The organism is Shewanella olleyana, from assembly GCF_023283825.1.
Lineage (GTDB): Bacteria > Pseudomonadota > Gammaproteobacteria > Enterobacterales > Shewanellaceae > Shewanella > Shewanella olleyana.
On record NZ_JAKILD010000012.1, the window covers coordinates 126,528 to 149,094 of the forward strand.

The 22,567-nt window shown below is 40.7% G+C and carries 18 protein-coding genes and 1 pseudogene; 6 read left to right on the forward strand and 13 right to left on the reverse strand.

What is annotated here, in order from left to right; all coding sequences use genetic code 11:
* Window positions 1-136 precede the first annotated feature (136 nt).
* Window positions 137-1,861, reverse strand: coding sequence for a chloride channel protein (locus L2735_RS10610; protein WP_248984678.1), 1,725 nt, complete (start codon window positions 1,859-1,861; stop codon window positions 137-139).
* Window positions 1,862-1,928: 67 nt separating this feature from the next.
* On the opposite strand from L2735_RS10610, the gene L2735_RS10615 reads away from it, so the two are divergent.
* Window positions 1,929-2,642: a DUF6776 family protein gene (locus tag L2735_RS10615; RefSeq protein WP_248984679.1), complete on the forward strand. Its 714-nt coding sequence runs from the start codon at window positions 1,929-1,931 to the stop codon at window positions 2,640-2,642.
* Window positions 2,643-2,721: 79 nt separating this feature from the next.
* Window positions 2,722-3,072: an iron-sulfur cluster insertion protein ErpA gene (gene erpA / locus L2735_RS10620; protein WP_055024237.1), complete on the forward strand. Its 351-nt coding sequence runs from the start codon at window positions 2,722-2,724 to the stop codon at window positions 3,070-3,072.
* Between the two features lie 73 nt (window positions 3,073-3,145).
* Here erpA and L2735_RS10625 read toward each other — a convergent pair whose 3' ends face one another.
* From L2735_RS10625 to L2735_RS10645, 5 genes are all read right to left on the reverse strand, one after another.
* Window positions 3,146-3,637, reverse strand: coding sequence for a hypothetical protein (locus tag L2735_RS10625; RefSeq protein ID WP_248984680.1), 492 nt, complete (start codon window positions 3,635-3,637; stop codon window positions 3,146-3,148).
* 59 nt (window positions 3,638-3,696) lie between these two features.
* Window positions 3,697-4,083 (reverse strand): DUF2750 domain-containing protein, encoded by a 387-nt coding sequence (locus L2735_RS10630; RefSeq protein ID WP_248984681.1) that lies wholly within the window; start codon window positions 4,081-4,083, stop codon window positions 3,697-3,699.
* Between the two features lie 165 nt (window positions 4,084-4,248).
* Complete coding sequence (gene aqpZ, locus L2735_RS10635) at window positions 4,249-4,950, reverse strand: aquaporin Z (protein WP_248984682.1); 702 nt, start codon at window positions 4,948-4,950, stop codon at window positions 4,249-4,251.
* 416 nt (window positions 4,951-5,366) lie between these two features.
* A complete protein-coding gene (locus tag L2735_RS10640; RefSeq protein WP_248984683.1) occupies window positions 5,367-6,488 on the reverse strand; it encodes an anhydro-N-acetylmuramic acid kinase in 1,122 nt (373 codons plus the stop codon).
* A gap of 191 nt (window positions 6,489-6,679) precedes the next feature.
* Entirely contained in the window at window positions 6,680-8,194 is a 1,515-nt protein-coding gene (locus L2735_RS10645) for a peptidoglycan DD-metalloendopeptidase family protein (RefSeq protein ID WP_248984684.1), read from the reverse strand.
* Between the two features lie 125 nt (window positions 8,195-8,319).
* Here L2735_RS10645 and tyrS point away from each other — a divergent pair, with 125 nt between their 5' ends.
* Window positions 8,320-9,516 carry a tyrosine--tRNA ligase gene (gene tyrS / locus L2735_RS10650; RefSeq protein ID WP_248984685.1) on the forward strand — a complete coding sequence of 399 codons (1,197 nt, stop codon included), beginning with the start codon at window positions 8,320-8,322 and terminating at the stop codon, window positions 9,514-9,516.
* 224 nt (window positions 9,517-9,740) lie between these two features.
* On the opposite strand, the gene L2735_RS10655 is transcribed toward tyrS, so the two are convergent.
* From L2735_RS10655 to gltB, 7 genes and pseudogenes are all read right to left on the reverse strand, one after another.
* Window positions 9,741-10,217 carry a nuclear transport factor 2 family protein gene (locus L2735_RS10655; RefSeq protein WP_428848305.1) on the reverse strand — a complete coding sequence of 159 codons (477 nt, stop codon included), beginning with the start codon at window positions 10,215-10,217 and terminating at the stop codon, window positions 9,741-9,743.
* A gap of 9 nt (window positions 10,218-10,226) precedes the next feature.
* Entirely contained in the window at window positions 10,227-10,859 is a 633-nt protein-coding gene (locus tag L2735_RS10660; protein WP_248984686.1) for a trimeric intracellular cation channel family protein, read from the reverse strand.
* A gap of 61 nt (window positions 10,860-10,920) precedes the next feature.
* A pseudogene (locus L2735_RS10665) lies at window positions 10,921-11,292 on the reverse strand (DUF2721 domain-containing protein); the annotation flags it as partial.
* A gap of 80 nt (window positions 11,293-11,372) precedes the next feature.
* The gene (locus L2735_RS10670) at window positions 11,373-12,374 is read right to left on the reverse strand and encodes a cobalamin biosynthesis protein CobD/CbiB (RefSeq protein ID WP_248984687.1); all 1,002 of its coding nucleotides are present in this window, start codon (window positions 12,372-12,374) and stop codon (window positions 11,373-11,375) included.
* Between the two features lie 61 nt (window positions 12,375-12,435).
* Window positions 12,436-13,128 carry a 5'-methylthioadenosine/adenosylhomocysteine nucleosidase gene (locus L2735_RS10675; protein ID WP_248984688.1) on the reverse strand — a complete coding sequence of 231 codons (693 nt, stop codon included), beginning with the start codon at window positions 13,126-13,128 and terminating at the stop codon, window positions 12,436-12,438.
* Window positions 13,129-13,415: 287 nt separating this feature from the next.
* Window positions 13,416-14,828, reverse strand: a complete 1,413-nt coding sequence (locus L2735_RS10680; RefSeq protein ID WP_248984689.1) for an FAD-dependent oxidoreductase — start codon at window positions 14,826-14,828, stop codon at window positions 13,416-13,418.
* A 5-nt stretch (window positions 14,829-14,833) separates the two neighbouring features.
* Entirely contained in the window at window positions 14,834-19,282 is a 4,449-nt protein-coding gene (gltB, locus tag L2735_RS10685) for a glutamate synthase large subunit (RefSeq protein ID WP_248984690.1), read from the reverse strand.
* 516 nt (window positions 19,283-19,798) lie between these two features.
* Here gltB and mnmL point away from each other — a divergent pair.
* The 3 genes from mnmL to oxyR all read left to right on the forward strand — a co-directional run bounded on the left by mnmL (window position 19,799) and on the right by oxyR (window position 22,361).
* Window positions 19,799-20,734 (forward strand): tRNA modification radical SAM protein MnmL/YtqA, encoded by a 936-nt coding sequence (mnmL, locus tag L2735_RS10690; RefSeq protein WP_248984691.1) that lies wholly within the window; start codon window positions 19,799-19,801, stop codon window positions 20,732-20,734.
* 180 nt (window positions 20,735-20,914) lie between these two features.
* On the forward strand, window positions 20,915-21,280 hold the full coding sequence (locus tag L2735_RS10695; RefSeq protein WP_153915334.1) for an Hpt domain-containing protein: 366 nt from the start codon (window positions 20,915-20,917) through the stop codon (window positions 21,278-21,280).
* Between the two features lie 154 nt (window positions 21,281-21,434).
* Window positions 21,435-22,361, forward strand: a complete 927-nt coding sequence (gene oxyR, locus L2735_RS10700) for a hydrogen peroxide-inducible genes transcriptional activator OxyR (RefSeq protein WP_248984692.1) — start codon at window positions 21,435-21,437, stop codon at window positions 22,359-22,361.
* Window positions 22,362-22,567: the final 206 nt, after the last annotated feature.

Sequence of the window (22,567 nt, forward strand, 5' to 3'; positions counted from 1 at the left end):
TTTAACAGAGAGTGACAGAATATTAAATCTCGCTAATGATTATTTCTCGCTTTTTAGACATAACACAGATTAGCGAAATCAGAACAATAGCAAATTCTTCAAATGGGACTTTATAAGCTTCATAGGCTAACTTTATTTACACCTGTCCTGAGCGGATCTCTTGCCACAGGTTTGCCCAGCTAATGACACCGACAATATTGTTGGTATTGCCACGATAAATATACACTTCACCACGGCGTTTAACTGCCAGTAACTCGTAAACTTCGTTTAAGGTTGCTGTGTCAGGGAAGCCTTCCATTAAATGACGTGACAGAGTCGTTGTCTCTTCAAACGACTGCATTTCAAGGCTGAGCATTTCTATTTTTGATTCGGCATTACGTACAAGCACTGGCCGACCTTCAGCACGTTTCATCACTTCAAGCAGTAAGTCATCATTGTCATTTACGATAACAAAGCGTTTATCCATGATGGCGCGAACGCCTTTCTTTTGCAGTCCTTGGTTTATAAGCGGCACCTTGTACCCAAGCCCCATGATATCTAACTGTTTGAGAAACACTGAGCTGGTATTGAAGCCTTGATACGCGATTAGGAACGCAGGAATCGTGACAAACATTGCAGGCAAAATAATGGCTGCATCGTTGGTTAATTCAAGTAATGCCACAAGGGCTGCTAAAGGAGCGCTTAAGCACACGCCCATCATGGCAGTCATGCCAATGACAGTATATAAACCAACATAAGGGGCGATAGACGGGAAGAACATCGCACTGACTAATGCCAATATGGCGCCAATTAGCGCGCCTATTCCATATAAAGGTCCAATTAAGCCACCTGGTATACCAAAACCAATAGCAGCAATAGTGGCAATTATTTTGCCAATTAATAATGCCAGTAAAAACATTAAACTCGGACTTTCGATAATGGTTGCCTGAATAGCTAAATCACCCGAACCTAATGCTTGAGGTAAAAACAGGCCTACTAATGTGGTAACACTAGCAGCAATCATCAACCGGTAGATTAACGGCCAGTGCTGGCCAATAGCAGTCATTTTAAGCAGTGAATGGTTAAAGCCTGCTGCAGCGCAACCAAGAACCACACCGCCTATAGCGAGAATAGGATAATGATCTAATGGAATACGCGTTACTGTAATCAAGTCATACTCATGGATATTGCCAAATACCAACTGACTAGACAGTGCGCCGCAAATGGCTGAGAGCATAATCGGGAAAAAGTAATGAATTTTATATTCGCGAACAATCACTTCAAATACAAATAGTACAGCTGCCAGTGGTGCGTTAAAAATTGCTGCAATCCCCGCAGCTATGCCACTAGCGCACATAATCCGCACGCTATTATCGGGTAGTTTAAATTTTTCAGCAAAGTAACTAGCACTCACAGCGCCAAGGTGAATCGCAGGCCCTTCTTTACCGACAGAAAAGTTGGCGATTAAAGCTATGAGTGCTTGAAAAAACTGTCCTGGTGCAGATTGCAGTGGCACTTTGCCATAATGCAGTTTAAATCTGTGCATCACATAGGCAATACCCATACGGCGGTAACGTTTTGAGCTGATGCCAGCAACAAGCCAAATAAGTAGGGCGCCGACAATAGGTAAATAAGTACGCCAATCACTGACGGCACTGGCAAAGTCGGTCGCCTCTGGAATGGTATGAACTTGCGCCCAACTTAATAAAAGGCGGAATAAGATGATGACACTTGATGCAATAATGGCAAACAACAGCGCTAATCCACAAAGTTGCACACTTATCTTCGATTGAGAAAGCTTATCTCTCAATTCATTACGAAGATATTTGCGTGTTGCGGCTTTGGTGTGAATAATAGCGGCTTTATTTATCTTAATTTGCACTGTATTGCCTAAGATCCTTTTGAGGGCGGTTTGTTGTCATTGTATTTTATTAAGGGTTTGTTACCTAATGCTAAATTATCATCGCTTGCTTGACCGCATGCAAGTTCAAGAACGCAAATTTCGTTCATCTGGTTTATATCTTTCTGCGTTAATTCTCATCAGCTTCATTGTTGGGGTACTGAGCCACACTGTTTTTATTTCTGAAGTAGTTGAACCTCAGGATGAAGCTATTGAAATCACTGAATTAAAAACAGAGCTGAAACAACAATCTCATGTTGTATCACGCCTTGAAATCGCGCTTTCCATTGAGAAAGAAGCGAATGCCAACATGAAACAAATGTTTGGCAAACAAATCCAACAACAGAAAACACTTGAGCAAGAATTAGCATTTTATCGCAGTCTTGTATCACCTGAAAAAGAAGTTGATGGTGTGGCAATTCATGGTCTTGAACTATCTAAAGGCTTATTACCTGATAGTTACCAAATGCGCCTGATATTGACCCAACTGCAAAAGCGAAAGAATGGTGTTAAAGGCGTCGCCGACATCGTTTTAGTGGGCGTTCAAGATGAAAAACAAGTTGAAATTTCTTTGAGTGATTTACAAATTGAAAAATTTAATTTCAGTTTTCGATACTTTCAAATGTTTGATGCGGAAATTAGCTTGCCGCAAGATTTTGATTTACAAAGAATTAAAGCAGTGGTTCAAGTAAGTGCGACTCGTGGTGCTAAAGGTGGACGTATTGAGCAAACGTTCGAGATCTCAGAGTTACTAGAAAGCTAAAAAAGAACTAAGAGTAATACTTGAACAAATTAGTCAGGTAATAGATAATTCCGACCTGAAACTGAAGTTAGAGGTAGTAATGACTGAACAAACAGATGCAGCAATGCCAATTCAATTTACCGATGCTGCGGCAACTAAAGTGAAGGGACTGTTAGAAGAAGAGCAGAACCCAGAACTAAAACTTCGTGTGTATGTCACAGGTGGTGGTTGTTCAGGTTTTCAATATGGTTTTACTTTCGACGAAAAAGTTAACGAAGGTGATTTCACCATTGAAAAGCAGGGTGTTCAACTGGTTGTTGACCCTATGAGTTTACAATATCTTGTCGGCGGCGAAGTAGATTACACTTCTGGACTTGAAGGTTCTCGCTTCTTTGTTAAGAATCCAAATGCAACAACAACCTGTGGTTGTGGTGCAAGCTTCTCTGTTTAATTCAGCTTATTGAATGATGACATAGAAAATAAAAAAGCCGTCGAATGACGGCTTTTTTGTATCTAAAATTCGTTTAACTCATGATATTAAAGTTCATTCTTGGCTTAAACCATTTAAATACTGCTTTGTTAAAGCTAATCCAAACTTGGATGAGTGCCAATACAATCAACACAGTAAATATAACCCAGTCAGGCAATACCATTTGCATAAAGCCAAAGTCGACAGTCGTAGGCCCTGCAACGATATTATCTGGGTCATACATGATAACGGGCAGCATGCTGTACAAGCCTAGTTGTAAAATGCCATAAGCTCGCAACATGTAAAGTGCGGCTTTTTGTCTACCAGCAACGCCTAATACCATCATCAAAGTTAACGCACATAATAAAACGCCTTGCTGAGCCATTAAACCGCTGACTGAGGTAATGACGTAAACCACCATTAAGGCGATAAGACGCTTTGGAAAGACTGCTTTTCCCGTATCACTTGTGGTGTTAATAATGTCATTTATTGGTTCGACAATATTTATCTTTTCAGCATCGTGCTGTGGTAAATTTTTATCAGTCATAACGCCTTAACTTTATCTTGAATACATGTGCCAGAATCTTAAACGATTAAGAATATCAATTAATGCTTAGATTGTTTTTTTGGCGTTAGGCGAGAATCAAGCTCATAGGGTGGTATTACGACACCTAAGTCTTCTTGAACTGGGAATACAGCCACAAACAAATCATCTTCTGACATGCCGCTTACCCAGCGCTGCTGAAACTCATTTAGCGGAATAGATAGTGGCTCACAATCTTGCCATTCGTCTACAGCCCAAAGCTTTGCTGCTTCTTCAGAAGGCCACATTGGAATGCAGTCTTCATCTTCAGTCGTCAACATCACGCAACCGTCTTGGTCTTGCAGGCTCCAGATTGATTGCTCCTGTTTAACTTGCTCAACAAGGTAATCGTAACGGGCTTCTGGGGTCATTCTTAGTTGATCTTCAATTGATTTTGGTTTGCTGCTCATGGTTGACTCTCATTGCAAAGTGGGACTAATTTGGCGCTAAATTACGCGAATAGGGCATGATAACATTGACTGATACTTTTAAAAAAGAAAAGAGCACTTTGGGTGCTCTTTGCGATTGGTTATGCTCTGTTGTCATAAAAATCTGTTGCTATAAAAAATAACAAGCTAGTGCTCAGCAGGAGTCTCGAAAAAGCGATAAATCATACCCGCTAGGATTGCACCTGCAATGGGGGCAACCCAAAATATCCATAATTGTGAAACTGCCCAGTCGCCGACAAATAAAGCGGGGCCTGTACTTCTTGCTGGGTTAACTGAGGTATTTGATACCGGAATACTGATTAAGTGGATCAAGGTGAGCCCTAAACCAATTGCAATAGGCGCAAAGCCCGCTGGCGCTCGTGAGTCTGTTGCACCAAGGATGATTAATAAAAAGAATAGCGTCATCACCACTTCACAGATTAATACTGACATCATGCTGTAACCGCCAGGGGAATGCTCGCCAAATCCATTAGAGGCAAAACCACCTGCTAAACTGAAACCATCTTGACCACTGGCAATTAAAAATAAAATCCCAGCACCAGCAATACCACCCGCCACTTGAGCAGTGATATATGGGGCTAACTCGCGAGTTGGAAAACGTCCGCCAGCCCAGAGCCCAAATGAGACTGCAGGGTTTAAATGGCAACCGGAAATATGACCGATAGCGAATGCCATGGTGAGAACTGTTAACCCAAATGCCAGTGCGACGCCTAATAGCCCGATGCCTACATCTGGAAATGCAGCCGCTAATACTGCACTCCCACACCCTCCTAATACGAGCCACAAAGTGCCAATAAATTCTGCTAACATTTTCTGTTGAATACTCATTTAACTTTCCTTATTAAATTTGAATATTGTTCAAGTTGCTTACAGTTTTAAGTTATTCATAGTTTTAAGTGGCAGCTAGTTTGAGTGACACAGCGTTTTAAATCATTTATTGAGTAACGCTTGCAAACTAACGCTTATAAATAAATTACTTAGAACCATATATAGATGAGGTCTAAATGAGTTAAGCAGTAAAAGTGAATAAATTCAATGACGCTTATATGAATTTTATAGGAGGTAAAAAAATGACAAGCCTTGTAACAGGTAAAGATGAGAACACAGCACTTATTTATGGCAAAAAGACTATTTAAGGAGAAGAGACTATTTATGGCAAAAAGACTACCTATGGAAAAGAGGCTACGGCGATAAGTTTCGAGCCCTAGTCTTCATTATTGGATAATAATTTTTTGAGACAAACATTATGCGTGATACAAGCTACCCAGAACCGCGAAGCGACTCGCTCCAGTCACCACGGGGAGATTACCGCTTAATCCATGATGATTACGCATTGCCAGCCAAGCAAATGCAATACCTTCAACCCACTTTGGATCCATACCGATATCTGTCGTGGTTGATAATGAAAGAGTTGGCATTAATAAACTTAACCGCTCCATTAATGTGTTATTTAATGCTCCGCCGCCACACACAAAAACATCTCCTTTATCGGTTAACTTGTTTATGTCATTTGCGATACTGTGGCAGGTTAAATCTAGTAATGTTGATTGGATATCAGCAAGGCTTAAATATGAAAAATCGGCTTTTTGTTGTTCTAACCAAGCTTGGTTAAATAATTCTCTCCCCGTGCTCTTAGGGTAGGTCATAGCAAAGTAAGGATGAGATAATAAATGCTTTAGGAAATCTTCATCGGTTTTTCCCGAAGCAGCCCATTGCCCAGACTCATCAAAAGCAAGTTGCTTCTCTTGTAAAATAAACGCATCCATTAAGGTATTACCAGGACCCGTATCGAAACCAATAACTTGCTCACTTTGACCTGGAAGGTAGGTGATGTTGGCAATTCCACCAATATTTAGAATCACTCTAGGTGTGTTGCTTTGGGCAAACATCGCTTGATGAAATGCAGGTACTAATGGCGCCCCTTGGCCACCTAACGCAACATCTTTCCGTCGAAAATCCGCAATAACATTAATGCCCGTTTCAACAGCAATGGTTTCAGGATCGCCAATTTGCAGTGTAAAACCATGCTCTAAATTGGGCATATGCCTAATAGTTTGGCCGTGACTACCAATGGCAACAATGTCAGCTTTATCAATTTGAGCTTTAGCTATTAATTCATTAACTGCTTGAGCAAATAGCAGACCCATAGCCCGATCCATTCGTCCCATGGTATTAATTTCATCGGTGTTTGGCGAACATAGACGATGAAGTTGATGCAAAATATGTTGCGGAATATCGACCGTATGGCTGGCAATTAGGTGAGTTTGGTTATCTGAGAAATCCACAAGTACAGCATCGACTCCATCCATGCTAGTGCCAGACATTAAACCAATGAAGTAGTGAGGTTTGTTTTTTGATGCTGTCATAAATAATAGTTGCTCAACATAAAGTAGCTGAAATAAAGTCGCTTAAATAAAATGACCTAAATAAGAGTGACTTAAATAAAAATGGATTTAAATCACCTTGCTCAAATCAAGGATATGAAAAATCAAACTGAACATGAGAATAAAAGTGATGAGCGAGCCCAATAAACTCACTCACACTTCACTAGGTATTGTTAGTTATTGGCGTATTGTAGTTGTTTATTTTTCTCAATTTTAGCCATGAGTTGTTTACTCAGAGCAGCAAATTGTGTCCGTTCTTTTTTATCGATAGGTTGTGATTTTGGCAATTTGACCGTTCTCGGGTTGCGATGAACACCGTTAACAATAAACTCGTAGTGTAAATGGGCGCCAGTGACACGGCCTGTTTTGCCAAGTGTTCCGATAATCTCGCCTTGTTTTACACTGTCACCACGTTTAACTTTTCGTTTATTTAAATGCAAATATTTAGTTGTGTAGGTGTCATTGTGTTTAATGAACACATAATTACCGTTGTACTTGTTGTAACTAGCTTCAATGACTTTACCTTTACCTGCCGCTTTAATTGGTGTGCCGATAGCGGCAACATAATCTACCCCTCTATGTGCTCTTACTTGCCCTGTAACAGGGTGTAAACGACGAGGGTTAAAGCTTGAACTCACATATTTAAAGTCTACAGGTGAGCGCAAGAAAGCCTTTCGCATACTATTGCCAGACTCAGAATAATATTCGCCATCAGTGTAACGCACTGCGGTATAGCGTTCGCCTTGGTTATAAAACTCTGCTGCTAAAATATTACCAGTACCAATATATTGTCCATCAACATACTCTTCTTCATACATCAGTGAAAAGTGATCGTCTTTTCGAATATCGAGTGCAAAATCGATATCCCAGCCAAATATATTGGCCAACTGCATTATATGATTGGCAGACAGGCCAGCGGTTGCTGCTGCATTCCAGAAGTTACTGCTGATATTAGCGGTAACAAATTTGTTTTCTAAGGTAATGGTTTTTACATCGACCGTTTCTTCAAATTTGTCTTCATTTTTGCTGATCAGCAAAGTCGAAATTTTATCCATTTGATAGCTGATTTGGGTAATTTCATCTTGAGCATCTTTCGATACAATGATTTCTTCACCCGGCATGATTTTAAGCAGATTCTTTTTTGACTTAGGTAGGCGAGTAATTTGATATACGTCCCGCGGACTTAAACCTGCTCGATTAGCTAACCCACCAAAAGTGTCACCTTTTGCGACTTTATAGCTTTTATGGGATAACAAGTCTGCTTCACGGTAAGGCACTGCATTTTCGGCATCTTTAGTTGTGCCTAACATCGTATTATCAGGTGCAGTTAACGGGTTTAAATCAGCAATGGGGCTACTTTCTTTTGAAGGTGTTAATGCTTGTTGTTTTTGCAATGATGTATTTGATTGGGAACTTGTTTGGCCTGGTGGTGTAGGGGTACGAAAAGCTAAAGGAACAGAATACTGTGACTGTTTATTGGGGGAGTTTTTTTCATCGTCTTCATGATGCTCATTATGTAAAGACGCTATACGGTCAGAAAGGTCTACTTTGCCAACTTGGGTGTGTTTGGAAGCTTTAGCGTCATCTGAAGGAAATAACACGATAATAACCGTGAAAATAACTAATAAGCTAAGTGCAATTTGATGCGCTTTTGGCAGTAATTTGATTAAAGTGATTAGCTTTGCCATCGACCTATGTACCAGTTTCTCTTTTTCGTTGTAATCCCCTTAGTGTACACACTTTCAATTAGCGTGGCTAACAAGTAACATAGGCCTCTTATTTTTTTATTGTAGCTGCAGGAGTAGGTGCCGAAATGGCTGATTTAGACCAAGTGTTAGCAGAAATTAAACGTGGTACCGACGAGATTTTACTCGAGTCAGATCTGCTAGAAAAACTTAAAGAGGGACGTCCTTTAAGAATTAAACTAGGTGCAGATCCAACCGCTCCAGATATTCATTTAGGCCATACGGTTATTCTAAATAAACTGCGTGCGTTTCAAGAGCTAGGTCATGAAGTTATTTTCTTGATTGGTGACTTCACCGGCATGGTTGGCGACCCAAGTGGTAAAAACTCAACACGTCCTCCGTTGACTCGTGAAGATGTTCTTGCCAATGCTGAAACCTATAAAGAGCAAGTGTTTAAGATTTTAGACCCAGCTAAAACACGTATTGAATTTAACTCAAGCTGGTTAGAGCCATTAGGTGCAGCAGGTATGATCCGCTTAGGTTCAAAGCAAACTGTAGCGCGTATGATGGAACGTGATGACTTTAAAAAGCGTTATGCATCAGGTCAGGCAATTGCCATTCACGAATTTATGTATCCTTTACTACAAGGTTATGATTCAGTTGCCCTTAAAGCAGATGTCGAGCTAGGTGGTACAGATCAAAAGTTCAACTTGTTAATGGGTCGAGAGCTGCAAAAAGCTGAAGGTCAGAAACCACAAACGGTTATCATGATGCCTTTATTAGTGGGTTTAGACGGCGTGAAGAAAATGTCTAAATCTGCTCATAACTATATCGGTGTGAGCGAGCCTGCGAATGAAATGTTCGGTAAGATCATGTCTATCTCAGATGATTTGATGTGGAGTTACTTTGAGCTTCTTTCATTCCGCCCACTAGCTGAAATCGCGCAATTTAAAGAAGACATTGCCAACGGTCAGAATCCACGTGATGTTAAAATTGCACTAGCAAAAGAAATCATTGCAAGGTTCCACGACCAAGAACAAGCTGACGCTGCTCATCAAGAGTTCATCAATCGTTTCCAAAAAGGGGCGATGCCAGATGACATTGAAGAGATGGAGTTTGAAGCAGGTGAAGGGCTAGCGATTGCTAACTTACTTAAAACTGCTGGTTTAGTCGGTTCAACTTCCGATGGTATGCGCATGATTAAGCAAGGCGCTGTGAAAATGGACGGTGAAAAGCTGAGCGATACACGCCAAGTGTTTGAAGCAGGTTTAACGGCTATTTTCCAAGTGGGTAAACGTAAGTTTGCTAAAGTGACTCTGGTTTAAAATGATAGTGACTTTGGTTTAAAGCTATAGTGACTTTGGTTTAACTCTGGTTTGAAACTTTAGTGACTTTGAGTTTAAAGCAAGTGTTACTTTAAATGGAATAAGCTCGTTATCAATATCGGGTTCATTACAATAGTTATTAAACGCATAAAAAAAACGACTCAAATGAGTCGTTTTTTATTGTCTGAATAATGGTACTGCTGGCAGTTTATTTAGGCTGCAGTTTATTGTGTCTGAAGTTGATCCGACATGGTTTGGTAATCCATTAAGTCCACTTGCTCAGTCATTCTCTCAGTATTCATATCAAACTTTAAAGTTGTAACACCGGGTATGGCGATTTCGATAATTTTACCTGGTTTGCCAAATTGCTCGCCCGGGCCTCTAAGGTGATAATTACCAATCATTACCACTAAAGAACCTGTATTAAACATATGCTCGATATTGAACTTGTACTCTAAAACACCTTCATGAGCTCGCTCAAAAAACTCAATGATATGTCGACCACCTTGATAGGTTACATTGGCTGTTTTATCGTAAAACACACTATCACGATTATAAAAACGTCTAAGGGATTGATAATCATGATCGGTTAATGCTTGCATGTATTGCACCGCCATTTGTTGCTCTTTAGGCATTTCGCCCACAGCTGCTTGACTGGTAAAGCTAAATAAACCGCAAAAAATACCACATAACAAACCAATAATTCGCACTTAGGGCCTCTTACTTTTTAAATCAAACGCAGGTAAAGATAAATGCCAGCGTATTGCGCTTAGGCGAATAATCAAGGTACTGAACATCGCAAAGAAAAGTGCATTAATGCTATCCATTCCCACTTCAATACTCAGGGTGTAACAGATGCCGCCGACTATGGAGGCGGTCGCATAGATTTCTGTGCGAAGTACCATAGGAACTTGACGACACAGTAAGTCACGAATGATACCACCACCCACACCAGTAATTAACCCCATAATGACAGCTGACATACCTGATAAGCCAAGCATTAGCGCCTTTTCTGCTCCGATGACGGTAAATAATGCTAATCCAAATGCATCTGCAACAGGTAAGGTTAATGGTGGCAATTTGTGCGGCTTTCTAACGAGTATGAAGCAAGCAAATACAGTAGCTAAAATGACGATGATGTAATTGGGGTCGCTTATCCAAAATACGGGTGTTGCACCTGTTAGCGCATCACGAATACTACCACCGCCGATAGCGGTAACAGAGGCTAAAACAATAACACCAAAAGGATCCATCCGGTGTTTACCTGCTGCTAAGGCGCCAGAAAGGGCAAAAACCGCAGTACCGCACAAATCAAAAAAGTAAATCCACTCGAAGTTAATCATTTGAGTGCTCTTTAGTGTGCAATTCTGCCTTACTCATTTCTTGTTTACAGTGTTGCTGGCAGCTTAACTCTTTTATGTGAATGTTAAGAGCATCGACTGAAATTCTAATCTCGATGACAGATAAAATAAGTGAGTAGAGTAAAAACAGTAAACTCAGACCAAATACAATTGAACCTGTATGGAAAAAACCGAGATAGATAAAAATCATGCTAATAACACAAATTGCAAAGCTGACCACACCGGCTTCTTGCATGCGTCTAATGATGCTAATGCGCTGTCTTAGGTTTTTGATTTGCTCATTATCAACAGGTTTGCCAGAGGCACTGAGGTTTCTTATCAGGGCTGCTAAAGAAAAAAAACGGTTGGTATAGGCGAGTAACAACAATGAAATTGCAGGAAATAATAAACCAGGTGTTGTTAATGAAATTTGGATGTTATCTAACAAGACAGTTTGCCTCAAATGGAACGGGATAAATCATTTAGCTGGCTATAATAACTCTTTTGTAAAAAAAGTTACATTGCTTGTAACCATCTTAATGCTGTCCACAAAATAGGGATTGCGATAGTAAAAGATATCCAGAAAGTCACAGCCCAAGAAGTGAGGCTGATTGCATTTTTAATATCGTTCACTAAAGGCAGTCTAGAAGGGTTTATTTTACTGGCATTCACTCGCTGTTCCTTGTTGCCAATAATAAACTTCTGAGGGCCACCTAATTCAATTTCTAGGATTTTGCTGCCAATGTACAAACTTGAATAACCATAAATCCCCCCTGTATGCGAAGGCTGTTTAAATAGAATACCAATATTTTTAAAGCCACCTTGCAGTACTAAGGTGAAGTTCCATAACCAAATTGGCAAGGCATAGATAAAACGATTAATGATGTATATCGGCGCACTAAAAAACCGATATTGAGGTACGTAATTAGGCCAGCAGTGCTCTAATTGTTTCAGTAGATGCAAAAACAACACAAGCGGAGTGCCGCCGATAGCGTAAAACAATATTGTCGCCACAGTGCCATAACTTGGTGATATAAGCAGTCGTTCAATGGTGGATTTTGCAATACCTACTTCAGACAAACTATCTGTTTGCTGGGTTAACCAAGGCGAGAGGTAACCTCTTGCTGAGGCCTTTTGGTCGTGTTCAAGCGCGCTGACGACATCTTTAGCGACGGGTTTAAACCCTGCATCACTGATGCAGAAATACAGTAAAACAAAATCGAAAAACCAAGGGTAGGCGGCTAACGATAAAATAAAAAATATCGTAAACCAAATTGGAATCACTAATAAAATTGTGGCCAGCAAACCCGCTGTTAATTGTTGCTTAGGATTTCGCTGTGGATGATTCACTTTCTGACTAAGTAGAATCGCCAGTTGATGAAACCAAACAACAGGGTGGTACTTTCTTGAAATAGGCGCGACTCTTGAAATCAGTAACGCCATAAACAGCACTAAGCAACTCTGCAATAAGCTACCATCTATTCGAATCAGTTGTTCGTAAAAAGTGCTATCAATCAATTTAGTTTAACCATCCCATTGTTTAACATTTAGCTATTAAAGCCTAAGTTTTATGGTTGGATTATAGCTGTTTTAATAAAGCGATGACCATTAACGCTGAGTAATGACCGGCTTTAACAATGTAAGAGTCGAAATCAACTGCTGAATCATTGTTGGCATTATCTGAAAGTGAGCGAATAACAACAAATGGCACTTCAAATTGGTGACAAACTTGTGCAATAGCAGCTGCTTCCATTTCACAGGCTGCCATCGTTGGGAAGTTGTTTAGCATGGTTTTAGTACGTTCAGGGTCACAAATGAAACTGTCTCCAGTGGCAATCAAGCCTTCGATAACTTGCGCTTCCCCTAAAGATGAAATTGCCGCTTTAGCCGCTTCAACTAATTTAGTGTCAGGAATGAATGCAGCTGGCTGAGACGCCATTTGACCTATTTCGTAACCAAAAGCGGTGACATCAACATCGTGGTGACGCACTTCTGATGAAATAACGATATCGCCAATATTTAAACTATCAACAAACCCGCCAGCAGAACCTGTGTTAATCACTGCTGTGACGTTGAAGTTATTAATAACTAATGTGGTGGCAATACTGGCAGCGACTTTACCAATACCTGAACGAGTAACCACTACATCATGACCCGATAATTGACCTTCAACAAACTCGATGCCAGCTACTTTTGAATGAACTGGGTTGGTCATAGTTTCGATTAGGTGAGCAACTTCAGGTTCCATTGCACCGATAATAGCGATTTTCATAAACTGATTCTCATTGATTAGTTCGCCAACTTCTGATTTTTGGCATTAATAAGATAACTAAGCTGAGTTGTATATTTGCTGATAAAAACAAATCTTTCACTCAGGGTAATGCTTAGCTTTAAAGATGGCGGCTAATATAGCACATATGGCTAAATCAGAACTGAGAGCGGTATAAATTTTATCAATAAAAAAAGCGCATTTTTCAATGCGCTTTTTAATGTACTGAATTGGTGTGCTGAATTAGTGTGCTGTTCTACGCAGGATATAAATTCTAATAAGTTTACAACTTATGCATCTTCAAAAGAGTTTAATATTCCTTGAGCGGCATCTCGTCCTTCAGCAATGGCAGTTACTACGAGATCTGATCCCCGCACCATGTCACCACCCGCAAATACTTTAGGGTTAGTGGTTTGAAAAGGGTTATCGTCAAACTTACTGGCTTTAACTAAACCCCATTCATTAGTTTCAATACCAAAATCGGTAAACCAAGGAGCAGGACTTGCTTGGAAACCAAAAGCAATGATGATGGCATCAGCGTCAAGTACTTGCTCGCTACCAGGAATGACTTCAGCTTTTTTACGGCCAGAATCATCAGCTTCACCCATTTGGGTTTCAACGCATTCAATGCCTGTCACGACGCCGTCTTGCTCTTTAATAGCAACAGGTTGGCGATTAAATAAGAAGTTCACACCTTCTTCACGTGCATTTTGTACTTCACGGCGAGAGCCAGGCATGTTGGCTTCATCACGCCTGTAAGCACAAGTTACGCTTTTAGCACCTTGTCTTACTGCAGTGCGGACACAATCCATTGCGGTATCACCACCACCTAGAACAACCACATTTTTACCCTCAAGGCTTTGGTATGGATTGTCTTGGCATTGAGTACCCATAAGTTCATGAGTATTTCCAATAAGGTAAGGTAGCGCTTGGATAACACCTTGGCTCTCTTCACCTGGAAGACGGGCTTTCATGGCGGTGTATGTTCCCATTCCTAAGAACACAGCATCATATTCATCGAGTAAGGTTTGAAATGGAATGTCTTTGCCGACAGTGATGCCCATCTTAAATTCAATTCCCATACCTTCAAGGACATTGCGACGTGTTTGCATTACATCTTTATCAAGCTTGAAAGACGGAATACCGTATGTCAGTAGACCACCAATTTGTGGGTATTTGTCATACACCACAGCTTTGACACCATTACGGCTAAGAATGTCAGCACAACCTAAACCAGCAGGACCCGCACCAATAATCGCCACTCGCTCTTTACGAGGGGTTACGGTGCTCATGTCTGGTCGCCATCCTTGGCTAATCGCGGTATCGGTAATGTATTTTTCAACATTACCAATGGTGACTGCGCCAAAGTCATCGTTAAGGGTACAAGCGCCCTCACAAAGCCTATCTTGCGGACAAACACGGCCACAGATCTCCGGTAGGGTGTTTGTCTCATGAACTAAATCAGCAGCTTCAAGAATACGACCTTGTTCAGCCAGCTTTAACCAGTTTGGAATATAGTTATGCAGTGGGCATTTCCACTCACAATATGGGTTACCACAATCTAAACAACGGTCTGCTTGCTCTGCCACTTGTGGCTGAGAAAAAGGCTGATAGATTTCGATAAACTGAGTTGAACGCTCTGCTGCAGAGTGCTTAGTTGGATCTTTACGATCCACCTCGATAAATTGAAAGTCATTACTCATCTAAATTACCCCGCCTTCACAGCTAATTCCGGGCTTTTTTGCTCAATTTTGAGCAAGTCTGCAACGGCAATATTTTTAGGCTTAACTAATACAAAACAGTCTAACCAATTCTCAAAATCACTTAGGATCATCTTGGCATGTTCACTACCAGTAGCTTCAACATGCGCTTCAATTAGCTCTTTAAGATGTTGCTGTTGAATTTTCGATTCTAATTTTTGCGTGTCGACAAGTTCAGTATTTACACGGCGGCTAAAGTGATTAAATCTATCGAAGATGTAAGCAAACCCACCTGTCATACCCGCGCCAAAGTTAACACCTGTTTGGCCAAGAACAACAACGATGCCGCCTGTCATGTATTCACAGCCGTTATCACCCACGCCTTCTACAACGGCAATAGCACCAGAGTTACGAACCGCAAAGCGCTCACCAGCTTGGCCTGCTGCATAAACGCGGCCGCCTGTCGCACCATATAAACAGGTGTTACCCATAATCGCGCTTTGTTCACTTTGGAAAGGGCTGCCAACAGGTGGGTTAATGATAATCCTACCGCCAGACATCCCTTTTCCGACGTAATCATTCGCATCGCCGACTAATTTCATATCAAGACCCGGACTGTTCCAAACCCCGAAACTTTGCCCAGCACTGCCATTAAACAGCAATGAGATTGGCTCTTTAGCGCCAGTTACACCCACGTTAGTCGCAATGTAGCCAGAAAGCGCAGCACCAATTGAACGGTTAGTGTTATTAATGGCGTATTGCTTAGTGAACGCTTTACCTTCAAGCACGGCTTGGGCGGTATCTGTCACAATTTGCAGATTAAGTTCACCTTTATCAGAAGGTGGGTTTAACTCTTTCCAAGTAATTGCACTGCCTTCAGCTACTTTAGGTTGATACAAAATTGGCGCAAAATCTAAACCGAGTTGTTTACCTGTTTGACCTTCAAGGGCATATAACCAATCAGTTCGACCCACTAGGTCTTCAAATTTAGTCACACCGAGTGCTGCCATTGACTCACGTACTTCTTGAGCAACGAACTCGAAGTAGGTAATGACGCGCTCAGGCAAACCGTGGTAATGATTATCACGTAAGTTTTTATCTTGGGTAGCCACACCCGTTGCACAGTTGTTTAAGTGACAAATACGTAAGTATTTACACCCAAGTGCAATCATAGGCACGGTACCGAAACCAAAACTTTCAGCACCCAGAAGTGCCGCTTTAACAATGTCTAAGCCCGTTTTCAATCCGCCATCTACTTGCAAACGAATTTTATGACGTAAGCCATTTTCAACCAGTGATTGATGGACTTCAGCAAGGCCAAGTTCCCATGGCGAACCAGCATATTTAACAGAGGTGATTGGACTTGCAGCTGTACCACCGTCATAACCAGAAATGGTGATCATGTCAGCGTAGGCTTTTGCTACACCTGTCGCAATGGTGCCGACACCAGGCTCAGAAACCAGTTTGACTGAGACTAAAGCTTTAGGGTTAACCTGCTTTAAATCAAAAATCAGCTGGGATAAATCTTCAATAGAGTAAATGTCATGATGGGGCGGCGGAGAAATCAATGTGACGCCAGGACGTGCATGACGAAGACCTGCAATTTCAACGCTGACCTTATGACCCGGTAATTGACCACCTTCACCCGGCTTCGCACCTTGAGCAATTTTAATCTGTAATACATCTGCATTAACAAGGTAATGAGCGGTGACGCCAAAACGGCCAGAGGCAACCTGCTTAATCGCTGAGTTGCGCTCGCTGTTAAAGCGGCTTGCGTCTTCTCCACCTTCACCAGAATTTGAGCGACCACCAATACGGTTCATCGCAACCGCTAAGGCTTCGTGAGCTTCAGGACTTAATGCACCGATACTCATTGCTGCACTATCGAAACGAGAAAATAAATTTTCTGCAGCCTCTACCTTTGACTCATCAATGGCTGGATTGGTGCCTTTAACACCGATCAAATCACGTAATGTAGCAATCGGACGGTCATCGACTAAAGCGGCAAATTTTTTGTATTTTGGATAATCTTGGTCAACAAGACTTTCCTGTAATGTATTGACGACATCTGGATTGAAGCTGTGATATTCACCACCTTCAACGAACTTTAATAGTCCACCTTGAGGTAAAGGCACATGGGCACGATAAGCCGCTGTGTGGAGTCGTTTTTGGTCAGCAGCAAGATGATCGAATCCTGCACCTTCAATACGACTAATAACGCCTTTAAAACACAGTTCAATCACATCAGAAGATAAACCGACCGCTTCAAACTGTTGGCTACAACGGTATGAACCGACAGTACTGATGCCCATCTTAGACATGATCTTACGCAGACCTTTTTCAATACCTTGGCGGAAGTTAAGCATTAAAATGCTGTCATCTTCAATGTGGTTTTTCTTCGCCATTGCTGAAATTGACTCATACGCTAAGTATGGGTAAATCGCGGTAGCGCCAAAGCCAAGTAAGACGGCAAAGTGATGTGGATCACGAGCGGATGCGGTTTCAACAATGATATTGGTATCACAGCGTAAGCTCTTGTCAACTAGACGTTGTTGCACTGCACCTACTGCCATAGCAGCTGGGATAACCTGTACGTTTTTAGCGGTAGCGCGATCTGATAGAATCAGCAGGGTAGTCCCGCTTCGTGCTAAGCGCTCAGCATCATCGGTAATACGTTCAATTGCTTGTTGTAATGTTTCGTGAGCATCGTAATTTAGATCAACAGTATTGGCGCGATAGTAAGTACTATCTAATCCAAGCAATTGATTAAAATCACTGAATAAAAGAACTGGTGATTCAAACATCACACGGTATGCAACACCGGTTGTTTCACAAAATAGGTTTTGTTCACGCCCTACACAAGTCGTTAATGACATCACGTGTTTTTCACGCAATGGATCGATTGGCGGGTTGGTGACTTGAGCAAACTTTTGACGGAAATAGTCGTAAAGTGAGCGAGATTTTTTAGACAACACGGCCATTGGCGTATCGTCGCCCATTGAACCTGTTGCTTCTTCGCCTTTACTTGCTAGTGCCCAAATGACTTGTTCGAGCTCTTCGCGGCTGTAGCCAAAATGCTTTTGGTATTGAAGTAATACATCAGCGGTAAAGTTACTTGCACCTTGCTGCGCTGCTTCTATTTTATTCGCAGGCACTAGTGTTCGGCTGTTTTTTGACATCCACTCTTTATAAGGGTGACGACGTTTCAAATCGTTATCAATTTCAAACGATGAATATAGACGGCCATTCATGGTATCTAAAACAAGTAGCTCGCCAGGGCCAACACGGCCTTTTTCGACGACTTCATCAGCAGAGTAATCCCAAATACCGACTTCTGAAGCCAGAGTAAGGATTCTATCTTTAGTTATAACGTAACGAGAAGGGCGCAGACCGTTACGATCGACTGCACAAGCAGCATGACGTCCATTACTCATTACAATACCAGCAGGGCCGTCCCACGGCTCCATATGCATAGAGTTGAAGTCGTAGAATGCTTTTAGCTCGTCGTCCATCTCTGGGTTACTTTGCCATGCTGGTGGAATAAGCAAACGCATAGCACGATAAAGATCCATACCACCTGATAGCAACATTTCAAGCATGTTATCTAAAGAAGATGAATCTGAACCTGTCTCATTTACAAAAGGGGCTGCCTGTTGCAAATCAGGTAAAAGTGGAGAGTTAAACTTGTATGCACGTGCACGGGCCCACTGTCGGTTACCCGTAATGGTATTAATTTCACCGTTATGTGCTAAAAATCTAAAGGGTTGAGCTAAAGGCCACTTTGGTGAAGTGTTAGTTGAAAAGCGTTGATGGAATAAGCAAATCGTACTCTTTAAACGGATATCAGCGAGATCTGTATAAAAAGATGGCAAGTCTGCAGGCATCATCAAGCCTTTATAGACGATAACCTGACCAGATAAGCTTGCTACGTAAAAATCATTATCATCAACTATTTGCTGTTCAAGGCGACGTCTTGCCATATATAGACGACGCTCTAAATCTTTTTCACGCCAACCAACAGGTGCATTAATTAACACCTGATAGATTTGCGGTAAACTTTTTCGGCCGATCTCACCAAGTACATCAGGGTTTATTGGGACTTTTCTCCAGCCTGCTACACTTAAGGTTTCACGTTGTAGTTCTTTTTCTAAAATCGCTTTCGATGTTTCTGCCTTTACTGGGTCTTGGCTTAAAAAAAGCATACCCACTGCAAACTTACGGCTTAAATGCCAATCGTTTTCTGTTGCAACGGCAGCAAAAAAATCTTTAGGCATCGACATTAATAGTCCACAGCCATCACCTGTGCGACCATCCGATGCAATACCACCACGGTGCTTCATTCTGTCTAAACCGTGAATAGCTGTGCGGACAATACGATGGCTTGCATCGCCATCCATTTGGGCTATTAAACCGAAACCACAATTGTCCCGCTCAAAGCTGGGATGATATAAGCTCATACAAAAACTCCCTAAACCTAACTTAATACGACTCGGATAATGCGGAGAAGTTCTCATAGATATGCACCCGAACCACCCAAATTAGCCCGATAATGAATAAAGGTCAAACTTAAATTACTCAACAAAATGAATTGTTATTACCATTACAAATGTCAAAAAAAACCTTGTTTACGTTAACGTAAACTGTTTATTTGTTCGTATAACCTTATGAATAAAAAGAATTTTACAAAAGCAACAAACCCGCGATTACTTTTTGTTAACATTCTGGGGTGATTGATTTAGTTTTAGAAATAGTGAATTTATTTTCAAGTACAGTGCTAATTAACTATTTGGATAATATGAATATAAATTCACTCTTATTAAATAGCCTACAAATACGAATATTAAAAAATGTGACCTCGGTGTTTTGCTGTCGATAAAACAATCAACTTATTTCATGATTTATTGATATAGCACCAAGTTTTAGTTTCTGAAGAGGTTTATTATCTGCCACTTTTTTGAATTCGAGGAACCATTGTGGGTTTAGATGATTACGTAAATACATTCGGTGCCGTCTGTAAAAAGCAATATGGCGGCAGGATCAGAAAACTCACAATTGATGCAAAATTTACCTGTCCTAATAGAGATGGAACTTTAGGCAAAGGAGGTTGCACTTTTTGTAATGTTTCTTCTTTTAGTTATGAACAAGGTACCGAGGCCAGCATTTCTGAACAATTGGTTCAAGGTAAACAGCGTTCAGTGCTAGCTAACGCCCCTGCATCTACCTCTAAATATATAGCTTATTTTCAAGCTTACACCAGTACCTATGATGAATACCAAGTTTTAAAGCAAAAATACGATGAAGCTATAAAAGATGCAGATATCGTTGGGCTACACATTGGTACTCGACCAGATTGCGTTCCGGATGACATTTTAGATTTACTCTTGAGTTATCAAAATAAAGGGATCGAAGTATGGTTAGAGCTGGGCTTACAAACATCTAATAGTGAGACGTTGAAGCGTATTAACCGCGGGCATGACTTTTCTGCTTATGAAGATACTGTTTTACGAGCCAGAAAAAGAGGCATTAAAGTATGCGCTCATTTAATTTTAGGTTTACCTGATGAAACTTATGACGACTATTTAAATAGTCTGCAGCAAGTCATAGATACCGGTGTTGATGGGATAAAACTGCATCCTTTACATATTGTTGAAGGAAGTGTGATGGCTAAAACGTGGCGTCATAAAGGTATGCCTTTACTGACCCAAGAAGATTATGCTCATTATGCCAGTGAACTTATAAGAAATACCCCTAAAGAGATAATCTTTCATCGTGTTACTGCATACGCAAAGAAACCTATGCTGCTGGCACCGGATTGGTGTGCATATCGATGGGACGGCTTAGTATCCATTGTCAAAAATTTAGCAGAAAACGGTGGTCAAGGCTGTTATGTTACGGCAGTAACAGTTTAAAAAGTAACCATATTGCATATTTCTTAGTATTTTATATGGGTGTATTTTAATTTTTTGTTAATTATTTGTGGTTATTTTCCGTAAATTAGTCTTGAAAAGCCCTGAGTTGTTGCATAGGCAATTATTGCGAGTATTATTGATTTCAATTTTTACAGTAATGAATTAGAAAGAGGTGCCACAATGGCCACAGTTCAGCTAGAGTCTATCTTGGATCTCAATACTTTAGAGCAATATTGTAGTGCTATTGGTGCAGGTACTTTATTAAAAAGTGTCGTATTATTTGAGCAGTTAATGCCAGAATATGTTGGTAGCTTAGTAAAAGCGAACGAAGTGAATGACAAAGACACTTTATGCGCAGAAGCACATAAGTTTAAAGGTGCAGCAGGTTCAGTTGGATTAAAGCGTATTCAACAGTTTGCTCAATTATTACAGCATGGTGAAGAAGCAAGCTGGGAAACTGAGCACAATGCTTGGTTAGCAGAAATTGTTAAGCATGCAAGCACTGACTTACAGCAGTTAAAAGAATTCCTTGAGGCAAAAGCATAAGCGCTTTTGTTGATATAAAAGTCCCGTAAGGGACTTTTTTTTGGCCTTTTTTTAATAAATTCTTATTTTGAGCCGTTGATCGTGTATGGACGATTGTTATTTGAGATGAGTTAATTCATTATTTAAATGAAATCTTATTAGGGTAATCGATTAAATGAAAAACCTACCAAGTCTTAAAAACCTTTTTTATTTGGTAAATTTACATCAAGAGCAAAACTTTAATCGCGCAGCGAAGTCTTGTTTTGTTAGTCAGTCGACTTTATCAAGTGGTATTCAAAACCTTGAAGAGCAATTAGGTTACCAATTGATTGAACGAGATCATAAGTCATTCATGTTTACAGCTATTGGTGAAGAAGTTGTAGAAAGAGCAAGAAAATTGCTTACTGACGTTGATGATCTGGTTGAACTAGTAAAAAACCAAGGTGAGCCAATGACGGGTGAAATTCGTCTTGGCTGTATTCCGACCATTGCGCCATTTTTACTGAGCAGAGTGGTCAAACAATGCCAACTCGATTACCCGCAACTGAGCTTACTATTAAAAGAAGATACAACTGAAAGTTTATTGGACTCTCTTGGAAAAGGGGAGTTGGACTTACTTATACTTGCATTACCAGTTGACACTACTGGGTTTCATAGTATGAAAGTGGGTATTGATCCATTTAAAATGGTGGTACATGAAGAGTTGTCAGATGGGATTATCAATCCTATCGATTACCAACAAATGCCTGACGAAAGCATCTTCTTACTACAAAGCGAACATTGTATAACAGGTCATGCAATAACAGCTTGTCAGTTAGGTAACAGTGCCAAGATTAATCCATTTGCAGCGACTAGCTTACATACCTTAGTTCAGATGGTAGATAGTAAACTAGGTACGACTTTCCTTCCTCAAATGGCAATTGATGCAGGTATTTTAAATGATACTGAACTCAATATTATGAATCCGCCAGGTGAAGCACCTTACCGCGATATAGGCTTGGTTTGGCGTCAAACCACCAGTCGAATCAGTACATTTAGAACCTTAGGTCTAATGTTAGAAACACTTCTTAGTGATAAAAGTGGCGATAAAAATAAGCTTTAAAGAGAGCGTTAAACTATAGCTAATTCAAGTGAAATGTTAGCCTAGTAAAATGGTAAGCATTCGCCAGGGTTATGACTACTTTGATTACAACTTTGTATTGTCCCGTCCTGAAATAGGTTGACGGTTTATATTAGACCAGTAGCGTTTGCTGCTGGTCTTTTTTATGCACTTGATTTGGCGTTTTCATTCCTAAGCTCAAGTGTGGC

Coding starts and splice junctions, on each gene's coding strand:
- L2735_RS10615 (WP_248984679.1), top strand. CDS start 1,929: ATGCTAAATTATCATCGCTTGCTTGACCGCATGCAAGTTCAAGAACGC.
- L2735_RS10660 (WP_248984686.1), bottom strand. CDS start 10,859: ATGATTAACTTCGAGTGGATTTACTTTTTTGATTTGTGCGGTACTGCG.
- L2735_RS10680 (WP_248984689.1), bottom strand. CDS start 14,828: ATGAGTAATGACTTTCAATTTATCGAGGTGGATCGTAAAGATCCAACT.
- tyrS (WP_248984685.1), top strand. CDS start 8,320: ATGGCTGATTTAGACCAAGTGTTAGCAGAAATTAAACGTGGTACCGAC.
- aqpZ (WP_248984682.1), bottom strand. CDS start 4,950: ATGAGTATTCAACAGAAAATGTTAGCAGAATTTATTGGCACTTTGTGG.
- L2735_RS10645 (WP_248984684.1), bottom strand. CDS start 8,194: ATGGCAAAGCTAATCACTTTAATCAAATTACTGCCAAAAGCGCATCAA.
- oxyR (WP_248984692.1), top strand. CDS start 21,435: ATGAAAAACCTACCAAGTCTTAAAAACCTTTTTTATTTGGTAAATTTA.
- L2735_RS10675 (WP_248984688.1), bottom strand. CDS start 13,128: ATGAAAATCGCTATTATCGGTGCAATGGAACCTGAAGTTGCTCACCTA.
- L2735_RS10630 (WP_248984681.1), bottom strand. CDS start 4,083: ATGAGCAGCAAACCAAAATCAATTGAAGATCAACTAAGAATGACCCCA.
- L2735_RS10695 (WP_153915334.1), top strand. CDS start 20,915: ATGGCCACAGTTCAGCTAGAGTCTATCTTGGATCTCAATACTTTAGAG.
- erpA (WP_055024237.1), top strand. CDS start 2,722: ATGACTGAACAAACAGATGCAGCAATGCCAATTCAATTTACCGATGCT.
- gltB (WP_248984690.1), bottom strand. CDS start 19,282: ATGAGCTTATATCATCCCAGCTTTGAGCGGGACAATTGTGGTTTCGGT.
- L2735_RS10640 (WP_248984683.1), bottom strand. CDS start 6,488: ATGACAGCATCAAAAAACAAACCTCACTACTTCATTGGTTTAATGTCT.
- L2735_RS10625 (WP_248984680.1), bottom strand. CDS start 3,637: ATGACTGATAAAAATTTACCACAGCACGATGCTGAAAAGATAAATATT.